8 protein-coding genes are annotated in these 10,308 nt (G+C 73.2%); 6 read left to right on the top strand and 2 right to left on the bottom strand.

What is annotated here, in order from left to right; genetic code table 11:
• The first annotated feature begins 278 nt into the window (after positions 1 to 278).
• The 3 genes from ACFWP3_RS06325 (at position 279) to sucD (ending at position 3,826) form a co-directional block, all read left to right on the top strand.
• Positions 279 to 1,457 carry a VWA domain-containing protein gene (locus tag ACFWP3_RS06325; RefSeq protein ID WP_384216739.1) on the top strand — a complete coding sequence of 393 codons (1,179 nt, stop codon included), beginning with the start codon at positions 279 to 281 and terminating at the stop codon, positions 1,455 to 1,457.
• A gap of 278 nt (positions 1,458 to 1,735) precedes the next feature.
• On the top strand, positions 1,736 to 2,914 hold the full coding sequence (gene sucC / locus ACFWP3_RS06320; RefSeq protein ID WP_361771006.1) for an ADP-forming succinate--CoA ligase subunit beta: 1,179 nt from the start codon (positions 1,736 to 1,738) through the stop codon (positions 2,912 to 2,914).
• A 21-nt stretch (positions 2,915 to 2,935) separates the two neighbouring features.
• On the top strand, positions 2,936 to 3,826 hold the full coding sequence (gene sucD / locus ACFWP3_RS06315; protein ID WP_384216737.1) for a succinate--CoA ligase subunit alpha: 891 nt from the start codon (positions 2,936 to 2,938) through the stop codon (positions 3,824 to 3,826).
• Positions 3,827 to 3,911: 85 nt separating this feature from the next.
• On the opposite strand, the gene ACFWP3_RS06310 is transcribed toward sucD, so the two are convergent.
• Entirely contained in the window at positions 3,912 to 5,225 is a 1,314-nt protein-coding gene (locus ACFWP3_RS06310; protein ID WP_384216735.1) for a helix-turn-helix domain-containing protein, read from the bottom strand.
• A 119-nt stretch (positions 5,226 to 5,344) separates the two neighbouring features.
• On the opposite strand from ACFWP3_RS06310, the gene ACFWP3_RS06305 reads away from it, so the two are divergent.
• A complete protein-coding gene (locus ACFWP3_RS06305) occupies positions 5,345 to 6,949 on the top strand; it encodes a DUF6350 family protein (protein WP_384216733.1) in 1,605 nt (534 codons plus the stop codon).
• A gap of 259 nt (positions 6,950 to 7,208) precedes the next feature.
• Here ACFWP3_RS06305 and ACFWP3_RS06300 read toward each other — a convergent pair whose 3' ends face one another.
• The gene (locus ACFWP3_RS06300; RefSeq protein WP_384216731.1) at positions 7,209 to 7,817 is read right to left on the bottom strand and encodes a hypothetical protein; all 609 of its coding nucleotides are present in this window, start codon (positions 7,815 to 7,817) and stop codon (positions 7,209 to 7,211) included.
• Positions 7,818 to 8,071: 254 nt separating this feature from the next.
• Between ACFWP3_RS06300 and purN the strand changes: the two genes are divergently transcribed.
• Together purN and purH are read left to right on the top strand one after the other, a co-directional pair.
• Positions 8,072 to 8,695, top strand: a complete 624-nt coding sequence (gene purN, locus ACFWP3_RS06295; RefSeq protein ID WP_384216729.1) for a phosphoribosylglycinamide formyltransferase — start codon at positions 8,072 to 8,074, stop codon at positions 8,693 to 8,695.
• A complete protein-coding gene (purH, locus tag ACFWP3_RS06290) occupies positions 8,692 to 10,284 on the top strand; it encodes a bifunctional phosphoribosylaminoimidazolecarboxamide formyltransferase/IMP cyclohydrolase (protein ID WP_384216727.1) in 1,593 nt (530 codons plus the stop codon). The genes purN and purH overlap by 4 nt, the downstream gene beginning before the upstream one ends.
• Positions 10,285 to 10,308: the final 24 nt, after the last annotated feature.

Genomic DNA, 10,308 nt, shown 5'->3' with positions numbered 1-10,308 from the left:
GGTGCGGCGCCGTTGCCGGGGCTCCGCCCCGGACCCCGCGCCTCAAACGCCGGCGGGGCTGAAGATCGGGGCTCCGCCCCGGACCCCGCGCCTCAAACGCCGGCGGGGCTGAAGGTGCCCCCGGCGGAGCTGAGGGTGCCGCGGCCGGGCTGAGGGTGCCCCGGGGGCTGAGGGTGCCCCCCCGGTGGGGCTGAAGGTGCGCCCGGCGGGGCTGAGGGTGCCCCCGGTGGGTCGGTGGTGAGTGTAGGGGGTTGGGACTAGTGCAGGGGGATGGGCGGATGAGCGGTGTGGAGAGGGTGGGCGGGGCTGTGGAGCCGGCGGGTGGCGAGCGGTTGCGGCGGTGGCGGATGGTGTTGGGCGGGGGAGAGGGGGACGGTACGGGCTGTGCCCTGGCCGGGCGGGACGCGGAGATGGACGCGGCGCTCGGGGCGCTGTACGGCGGGGGCGCGGGCGGCTCGCGGAAGGGGGCCGGGGCGCGCTCCGCCGGGCTCGGCGGGTCCGCGCCGAACGTGGCGCGCTGGCTCGGGGACATCCGTACGTACTTCCCCAGCTCGGTGGTCCAGGTCATGCAGCGCGACGCCATCGAGCGCCTCGGCCTGTCCGCGCTGCTCCTGGAGCCGGAGATGCTGGAGGCCGTCGAGCCCGACGTGCACCTGGTCGGCACGCTGCTCTCGCTGAACAAGGCCATGCCCGACACCACGAAGGAGACGGCCCGGGCCGTGGTCCGCAAGGTGGTCGAGCAACTGGAGAAGAAGCTCGGGGCGCGCACCCGGGCCACGCTCACCGGCGCGCTGGACCGCTCGGCCCGCGTCAGCCGACCCCGTCACCACGACATCGACTGGAACCGTACGATCCGGGCCAATCTGAAGAACTACCTGCCCGAATACCGCACGGTCGTCCCCGAACGGCTCATCGGCTACGGCCGGGCGGCGCAATCGGTGAAGAAGGAGGTGATCCTCTGCATCGACCAGTCGGGTTCGATGGCGGCCTCGGTCGTCTACGCCTCCGTCTTCGGCGCCGTCCTCGCCTCCATGCGCTCGATCGCCACCCGCCTCGTCGTCTTCGACACCGCCGTCGTGGACCTCACGGACCAGCTCGACGATCCCGTCGACGTCCTGTTCGGCACCCAGCTCGGCGGCGGCACCGACATCAACCGCGCGCTCGCCTACTGCCAGTCCAAGATCACCCGGCCCGCCGACACCGTCGTGGTCCTGATCAGCGATCTCTACGAGGGCGGCATACGCAACGAGATGCTGAAGCGGGTCGCCGCGATGAAGGCCTCCGGGGTCGAGTTCGTGACCCTGCTCGCGCTGTCCGACGAGGGCGCCCCGGCATACGACCGCGAGCACGCCGCAGCCCTGGCGGCCCTCGGCGCGCCCGCCTTCGCCTGCACCCCCGACCTGTTCCCGGACGTGATGGCCGCGGCCCTCGAGAAGCGGCCGCTGCCGGTGCCCTGAGGGGGCGCGGGAGTCCCGCGGGGAATGGGCCGATCGCACGAAGTTCCAGCTCAACCGTGAGGCGATCTGTGACAGGTATCACCGCTCAGGTGTGATCTGTGATTTAGGGACCTACGGCCCACGGGGATAACCTGCGGGACGGACATGCCGCGTCCACGGTCACCGTGTGCGCCTTCCTTGTGACAGCGCCGTCACGTTGCCCTCCGCGGCACGCCCACGCAGATAGCAGACAACCGCGAATCACTGCGAATCTTTAAAAAGACAAGGGACGGACGCGCGTGGACCTGTTCGAGTACCAGGCGAGGGACCTCTTCGCCAAGCACGGTGTACCGGTGCTGGCCGGTGAAGTCATCGACACGCCTGAGGCGGCTCGCGAGGCCACCGAGCGGCTGGGCGGCAAGTCGGTCGTCAAGGCGCAGGTGAAGGTCGGCGGCCGCGGCAAGGCCGGCGGCGTGAAGCTGGCCGCCACCCCGGACGAGGCTGTCGCCCGGGCGACGGACATCCTCGGCATGGACATCAAGGGCCACACGGTCCACAAGGTGATGATCGCCGAGACTGCTCCCGAGATCCTCGAGGAGTACTACGTCTCGTACCTCCTCGACCGGACCAACCGCACCTTCCTCGCCATGGCGTCGGTCGCGGGCGGCATGGACATCGAGCAGGTCGCCGAGGAGACCCCGGAGAAGCTCGCCAAGGTCCCGGTGAACGCCAACGAGGGCGTGACCATCGAGAAGGCCCGCGAGATCGTCGCGCTGGCGCAGTTCCCGGCCGAGGTCGCCGAGAAGGTCGCCGAGGTCCTCGTGACCCTGTGGGCGACCTTCATCGCCGAGGACGCGCTCCTCGTCGAGGTCAACCCGCTCGCGAAGGTCGCCAACGGCGACGTCATCGCGCTCGACGGCAAGGTCTCGCTCGACGAGAACGCCGAGTTCCGCCAGCCGGGTCACGAGGAGTTCGTGGACCACGCGGCCGCGAACCCGCTCGAGGCCGCCGCCAAGGCGAAGAACCTCAACTACGTCAAGCTCGACGGTGAGGTCGGCATCATCGGCAACGGCGCGGGTCTCGTCATGAGCACCCTCGACGTCGTCGCGTACGCCGGCGAGAACCACGGTGGCGTCAAGCCCGCCAACTTCCTGGACATCGGCGGTGGCGCCTCCGCCGCCGTCATGGCCAACGGTCTCGAGATCATCCTCGGCGACCCGGACGTCAAGTCCGTCTTCGTCAACGTCTTCGGCGGCATCACCGCCTGCGACGAGGTCGCCAACGGCATCGTCCAGGCGCTCCAGCTGCTGAAGGACAAGGGCGAAGAGGTCACCAAGCCCCTCGTCGTCCGCCTCGACGGCAACAACGCCGAGCTGGGTCGCAAGATCCTCTCGGACGCCAACCACCCGCTGGTGCAGCGCGTGGACACCATGGACGGCGCGGCCGACAAGGCCGCCGAGCTCGCGGCTGCGAAGTAAGGGCAGAGGTCACAGACTCACATGGCTATCTTCCTCAACAAGGACAGCAAGGTCATCGTCCAGGGCATGACCGGTGCCACGGGCATGAAGCACACCAAGCTGATGCTGGCTGACGGCACCAACATCGTCGGCGGCGTGAACCCGCGCAAGGCCGGCACCACCGTCGACTTCGACGGCACCGAGGTCCCGGTCTTCGGCTCCGTCGCCGAGGCGATGGAGAAGACGGGCGCCAACGTCTCCGTCCTCTTCGTCCCGCCGGCCTTCGCCAAGGCCGCCGTCGTCGAGGCCATCGACGCCGAGATCCCGCTGGCCGTCGTCATCACCGAGGGCATCGCGGTGCACGACTCCGCCGCCTTCTGGGCGTACGCGACCGCCAAGGGCAACAAGACCCGGATCATCGGCCCGAACTGCCCGGGTCTGATCACCCCCGGCCAGTCCAACGCCGGCATCATCCCGGGCGACATCACCAAGCCCGGCCGCATCGGTCTCGTGTCCAAGTCCGGCACGCTGACCTACCAGATGATGTACGAGCTCCGTGACATCGGCTTCTCCTCGGCCGTCGGCATCGGTGGCGACCCGGTCATCGGCACCACGCACATCGACGCCCTCGAGGCGTTCGAGGCCGACCCCGACACCGACCTGATCGTCATGATCGGCGAGATCGGCGGCGACGCCGAGGAGCGTGCGGCGGACTTCATCGCGAAGCACGTCACCAAGCCGGTCGTCGGCTACGTCGCGGGCTTCACCGCCCCCGAGGGCAAGACCATGGGCCACGCCGGCGCCATCGTCTCCGGCTCCTCCGGCACCGCGCAGGCCAAGAAGGAGGCCCTCGAGGCCGCCGGCGTGAAGGTCGGCAAGACGCCGACCGAGACTGCCAAGCTGGCGCGCGAGATCCTGAGCGCCGCCCAGTAGGCGCGCACGCGCACAAGGGCGTGGCCCGCACCCTCCGGGGTGCGGGCCACGCCCTTTCTCGTCTGGTCCCGGTGCGTCCCGCCGCTCACTCGATCCGCGGGGCGATCCGGGCCGGGCCGGCCTCCGGGTCGGCGCGCAGCTTGTCGTGGAGCAGCCGGCTCCGCTCGGTGAGCTGCTGGGGGCCGCTGAGTGGGGGTACGCCCGAGACGCTCTCGCCGGGCGCCCGCGGGGGCTCGTAGCGGGTGGGCGCGGTCGAGGCCGTGTAGGCCGTCGCGGCGGCGATCACGGCGGTGAGGCTGAGGGTCGCGCGGGTCCACTGCCGGGTCCGGCGCTCCCCGTGGCCGCGTACGGCCGAAGCCGGGCGCGGGTCGAGCACCACGGCCGGCCGCAGCGCGTCGAACAGGTCGCGCAGCAGCGCGGACTGCTCCTCGGGCGGTACGCCGGCCAGTTCCGGGATCCGGTCGGCGAGGTCGGCGTGCGCGTTGAGGAGGCGGTTCCCGGTCGCGGGCGTGCTGGCCTCGGTCTCGGCGGCGGTGTCGGGCAGGTCCAGGCCGACGCCGTCGTAGAGCAGGACCGTACGGCGGTGGACGGTCGGCAGGGCGAGCATCGCGTCGAGGAGGATCCGGTCGGCGGGCTCGGCGGGGGGCTTGTCCGGGTGGCGGTGGGCGCGCCGGAAGCGGTGCCAGGGGGAGAGGGCGTACTCGTACGCGGCCGCGCGCACCCAGCCCACCGGGTCCGGGTCGGCGGCCACGTCCGGCCACTGGGCCCAGGCCTGGCGGAACGCCCGCTCCACGGACTCCAGGGCGAGGCGGCGGCGGCCGGTGAGCAGGTAGGTCTGGCGGGCGAGGCCGGGGGCGGCCAGCGCGTACAGGGCGTCGAAGGCCTCGGCCGGGCCCCGGGGCGGTGCCGGTGCCCCTGCGGGGAGCCCGGCCGCGGCTTCGGCTTCGGCCTCCGCTTCGGCCGCGGGCTCGGCCATTCCGGTGGACTCGTCCGGGGCGGAGGTGTCCGTGGGCCCGTCCGGGGCGGCCGTTCGGGTCGGCTCGGCGGGGGTTGCCGCCCCCGTCGGCTCCGGCGGCTCCGTCCGGGCGGTGGCCCGCGGCTCCTCGGGTGTCGTGGCGATCGCCCGTCGCGCTGGTTCGGGCCCCGGCCCGTCCGCTGCCGCCGTCACCGCCACCGCGGCGGGTTCGGGGGCGTCCGGCCGGGGCGCGAGGCCGGCCAGGAAGTCCGCGTACAGCTCGCGCTTGCGCCCACGGGGGTGGGTGCGGCCCGATTCCCAGGAGCGGACCGTGCTCGTGGTGACGCCCATGGCCGAAGCGACCTGTTCGGGCGTCAGCTCCGCGGCTTCGCGCAGTCTTCGGCGCTCTTTCGGTGCGGGCAGGCCCTCGACGCGTTGTGTCATGCCACACTCCCCGCGACCCGGCAGCCCTGGGCGAAAAAGTACATAAGCGTATATTGAGCGACACCACGGGCATTCGCCTGTTACCCGCTCATAGCGCGTGTCGTTGGCACCATGGCGGGGTGACCCAAGTGACCGAACGCGGGACCCCGTTGTCCGTGGCCCCGCGAGCCGCCGGGCGGCGCCGCTCCCCGGCGGCGGCCGCGTGCGTGGTGGGCGGCGCCGTGGCCGCCGGACTCGGGCTCGGCTTCCTCGCCGTGCTCGTCATCGTGCTGTGGATCAGCTCCCCCTATCCCGACAGCGGCCCCGGCGGGGCCCTGCACCTCGCCGCCGGGCTGTGGCTGCTCGCCCACGGGACCGAGCTGGTGCGGTACGAGACCCTCTCCGGCGTGCCCGCGCCCGTCGGAGTGACCCCCCTGCTGCTCGTCGCGCTGCCCGTGCTGCTCATGCGGCGGGCCGCCCGGCTGGGCAGCGCCTCCGACGAGGAGCGGGAGGAGGTGCTGCCGGCCAGCGCCGTCTTCTCGGCCGTGCTCTGCGGCTATCTGGCCGTCGGGGCGCTGGCCACGGTGTACGCGGCGGGCGGGCCCATGCCGGCCGATCCGATCAGCGCGGCCTGGCACGTGCCGATGGTCGCCGTGCTCGCCGCCGCGGGCGGGGTGTGGGCGGTACGGGGCCGGCCGCTCGGGCCGCTGCCGGACTGGGTGCCGGGGGGCGTACGGAGGGCCTTCGCGCGCCCTCGGTACGCGCTGGCGCTGCGGGCCGGTGCGGGCGGGGCGCTCGTCCTGCTGGGCGGTGGGGCGCTGCTCGTCGGCGGCTCCCTCGCGTGGCACGGTGCCGAGGTCCAGGGGTCCTTCCTGGCGCTGACCGGGGTGTGGTCGGGGCGCTTCGCGGTGCTGTTGCTCGCGGTCGCGCTGATCCCCAACGCCATGGTGTGGGGGGCGGCGTATGCGCTCGGGCCCGGGTTCGCGCTGGGCGCCGGGGTGACCGCCACCCCGCTCGGGTTCACGGGCTCGCCCGCGCTGCCCCGGTTCCCGCTGCTGGCGGCGCTGCCGCCGGAGGGGCCGGGGACGCCGCTGACCTGGGCGGTCGCCGGGGTGCCGGTGGTGGCCGGGCTGGCGGTGGGCTGGTTCGCGGTGCGCCGGGCGAGGGAGGTCTCGTACGGGGAGACCGCGCTGACGGCGGCGCTGGGCGCGCTGGTGTGCGGGCTGGCCATGGCCGGGCTGGCGGCGGCTTCGGCGGGGCCGATGGGGTCGCGGGCGCTGGCCGACTTCGGGCCGGTGTGGTGGGCGACTGGGGCGGCGGCCTTCGCGTGGACGCTGGTGCCGGCCGTGCCGGTGGCGGTGGCGGTGCATGCGTGGCGGAACCGGCCTGCCGGTGCCGTCGATGACGGCTGGCACGACAGTGGGGTGCGGGAGCTTCGGTGGGCGGCGCTTCGCCATGCGGCCGGTGCGCTGGTGCCTGATATCGCCCCGGCGCCGCTTCCCCGGGCCCCGGCCGAAGCCCCGGCGGCGGTCCCGGGCCCGGGCCTGGCCCCGGTTCTGCCATCAGCCAAGGCCTCGGGGCAAGCCCCGGCCCCGGTGAGGCCGCCTCGGCAGGTGACCGTCGTGCCCGGGCTGCGCGTGGACCTGCTCGCGCCGAAGCCGGGCGTGCCGCCGCTGCCGGGCGTGCCGCCGCTGCCGGTGGCCGGTGGGGCCCGGGTGCTGCCCCGCCGCAAGCCCTCGGCCTAGCCGCGCCTCAATCGCCGGCGGGGCTGGATTTGCCGGTGCGGCTCAAGGATCGGGGCTCCGCCCCGGACCCCGCGCCTCAAACGCCGGCGAGGCTGGAATTGCCGGTGCGGCTGGGATTGCGCCGGCGAGGCCGGGGTTGGGCCGGCGGGGCTGGATTTGCCGGTGCGGCTCAAGGATCGGGGCTCCGCCCCGGGCCCCGCGCCTCAAACGCCGGCGGGGCTGGGTTGCGCCGCCGAGGCTACGGGCGAACCGCCGGGGGCTACTGGCGGACCTTCAGGATGTCGCCCAGGGGGTTGTCCGGGAGGAGGGAGTTGCACTGGAGTTCCGCCGTGTTCGTCAGGGCGTCGTCGCGGCAGACGTAGAAGTCCTTGTAGGCCAGCTGCACGGCGTACGAGCTCAGGGCCAGCAGGATCGCCAGTGAGGCCGTGACCAGGCCGCTCACCGCCGCCGTGCGCTGCGGCCGGGCCGCCTCGCCCAGGGCCGCCAGGCCGCCCGGCTCGTTCTGCCCGGCCTCGCCGGATTCCGGCTTCGCCGGCCGGCCGCGGAGCGCGCTGATGCCCCAGTACAGGGCGAGCGCCCCCAGCAGCAGGCCCACCGACGGGATGCCGAAGATCCCGAAGAAGAAGCCCCACATGCCGGCCAGCAGCGCGTAGCGGGCGCGGCGCTGGACCGGGTCCGTCGGGTCCCAGCGCGCCGGGCCGCCCCGGCCGCCGCCGCCCTGCGGGTCCGGCCGGCCGTCGCCGGGGCCACCGCCGGGGCCGTCGCCGCCACCGCGGCGCGGCTGCCACGGCTGGTCGGGCCGGCCTTCCGGGGGCGCCGCGAAGGGGTTGTCGTCGGTGGGGGAGTCGGGCTGGCGGCGGTCCGGCATCGGGTGTGTTTCTTCCCCTGTGTCATGGACGTCAGGGCGACGTCGCGGCGAAGGCCAGGTGGGTGAGGCCTGTTTGCGGCTTGTACGCCAGACGCTACCGCCCGCCCGTCACCCCGTCCCCCGGGGGCCGTCCGGTGTGCCGGTATCGTTGCAGGCGGTCGGTGGCTTCGTATGGTTCCCCGTATATCGGTACCCCGAAGTTTCGTATGACCACACAAAGACGAACGCCGCATTCCCGTGAGAAAGGGCCTCCCATGGCCGCCTCCCGCCTGGTCGTGCTGGTATCCGGTTCCGGCACCAACCTCCAGGCCCTGCTCGACGCCATCGACGCCCACCCCGGCGGACCCGAGGGCTTCGGCGCCGAAGTCGTCGCCGTGGGGGCCGACCGCGAGAACATCGCCGGTCTGGAGCGGGCCGAGAAGGCCGGGATCCCCACCTTCGTCTGCCCGGTCAAGGCGTACGGCAGCCGAGAGGAGTGGGACACCGCCCTCACCGAGGCGGCCGCGGCCCACGCCCCCGACCTCGTCGTGTCCGCCGGTTTCATGAAGATCGTGGGCAAGGCGTTCATCGACCGCTTCGGCGGCCGGTTCATCAACACCCACCCCGCCCTCCTCCCCGCCTTTCCCGGCGCCCACGGCGTGCGGGACGCGCTCGCCTACGGCGCGAAGGTCACCGGCTGCACCGTCCACTTCGTGGACTCCGGCGTGGACACCGGTCCGATCATCGCCCAGGGTGTCGTCGAGATCCGGGACGAGGACGACGAAGCCGCTCTCCATGAGCGCATCAAGGAAGTCGAGCGCCAGCTGCTCGTCGATGTCGTGGGGCGCCTGGCCCGGCACGGCTACCGCATTGAGGGACGAAAGGTAACAATCCAGTGACCGCCGTAGAGACCGCAGCGAGCAACGACCCGACCACGACCCAGCGGCCGATCCGGCGTGCGCTCATCAGCGTCTACGACAAGACCGGCCTGGAGGAGCTGGCCCGCGGGCTGCACGAGGCGGGCGTCGCGCTCGTCTCCACCGGCTCCACCGCCTCGAAGATCGCCGCGGCCGGGGTGCCGGTCACCAAGGTCGAGGAGCTCACCGGCTTCCCCGAGTGCCTCGACGGCCGCGTCAAGACGCTGCACCCGCGCGTGCACGCCGGCATCCTCGCCGACCTGCGCCTGGAGGACCACCGCAACCAGCTCGCCGAGCTGGGTGTGGAGCCCTTCGACCTGGTGGTCGTCAACCTCTACCCCTTCCTGGCCACCGTCCAGTCGGGTGCCACCCCGGACGAGTGCGTGGAGCAGATCGACATCGGCGGTCCGTCGATGGTCCGCGCCGCCGCCAAGAACCACCCGTCGGTCGCCGTCGTCACCAGCCCGGCCCGCTACGCCGACGTGATCGCGGCCGCCCAGGGCGGCGGCTTCGACCTCACCGCGCGCAAGCGGCTGGCGGCCGAGGCCTTCCAGCACACCGCCGCCTACGACGTGGCCGTGGCCTCCTGGTTCACGAACGCGTACGCGCCGGAGCCCGAGGCCGTGCTGCCCGAGTTCCTGGCCGGCGCCTGGGAGCGCAAGTCGACCCTGCGCTACGGCGAGAACCCGCACCAGGCCGCCGCGCTCTACACGGACGGCCAGCCCGGCGGGCTCGCCAACGCCGAGCAGCTGCACGGCAAGGAGATGTCCTTCAACAACTACGTGGACACCGAGGCCGCCCGCCGGGCCGCCTACGACCACGAAGAGCCCTGCGTCGCGATCATCAAGCACGCCAACCCGTGCGGCATCGCCGTGGACACGGACGTCGCCGCCGCCCACCGCAAGGCGCACGCCTGCGACCCGCTGTCGGCCTTCGGCGGGGTTATCGCGGTCAACCGCCCGGTGACCGTCGAGCTCGCCAAGCAGGTCGCCGAGATCTTCACCGAGGTCATCGCGGCCCCCGCCTACGAGGACGGCGCCGTCGAGATCCTCGCCAGGAAGAAGAACATCCGCGTCCTGAAGGTGGCCGGCACCCCGCACCAGCCGGGCGACCTCAAGCCGATCTCCGGCGGCGCACTGCTCCAGCAGTCGGACCTCTTCCAGGCCGAGGGCGACGACCCGGCCAACTGGACCCTCGCCACCGGCGACGCCCTCTCCGCGGAGGAGCTCGCCGGGCTCGCCTTCGCGTGGAAGGCCTGCCGCGCCGTCAAGTCCAACGCCATCCTGCTCGCCAAGGACGGCGCCTCCGTCGGCGTCGGCATGGGCCAGGTCAACCGCGTCGACTCGGCGAAGCTCGCCGTCGAGCGGGCGGGCGCCGAGCGCGCGCAGGGCTCGTACGCCGCCTCCGACGCCTTCTTCCCCTTCCCGGACGGGCTGGAGATCCTCACGGCCGCGGGCATCAAGGCCGTGGTCCAGCCGGGCGGTTCGGTCCGTGACGAGCAGGTCGTCGAGGCCGCGAAGAAGGCCGGCGTGACGATGTACTTCACCGGGACCCGGCACTTCTTCCACTGATCCGGGCCCACCCCGACACGGCGA

It is taken from the genome of Streptomyces sp. NPDC058525, from assembly GCF_042719495.1.
Taxonomy (GTDB): Bacteria; Actinomycetota; Actinomycetes; order Streptomycetales; family Streptomycetaceae; genus Streptomyces.
Note: the sequence above shows the minus strand (reverse complement) of the source record. Positions and strands in the feature narration are given on the sequence as shown.

Coding starts and splice junctions, on each gene's coding strand:
- ACFWP3_RS06325 (WP_384216739.1), top strand. CDS start 279: ATGAGCGGTGTGGAGAGGGTGGGCGGGGCTGTGGAGCCGGCGGGTGGC.
- sucD (WP_384216737.1), top strand. CDS start 2,936: ATGGCTATCTTCCTCAACAAGGACAGCAAGGTCATCGTCCAGGGCATG.
- ACFWP3_RS06310 (WP_384216735.1), bottom strand. CDS start 5,225: ATGACACAACGCGTCGAGGGCCTGCCCGCACCGAAAGAGCGCCGAAGA.
- ACFWP3_RS06300 (WP_384216731.1), bottom strand. CDS start 7,817: ATGCCGGACCGCCGCCAGCCCGACTCCCCCACCGACGACAACCCCTTC.
- purN (WP_384216729.1), top strand. CDS start 8,072: ATGGCCGCCTCCCGCCTGGTCGTGCTGGTATCCGGTTCCGGCACCAAC.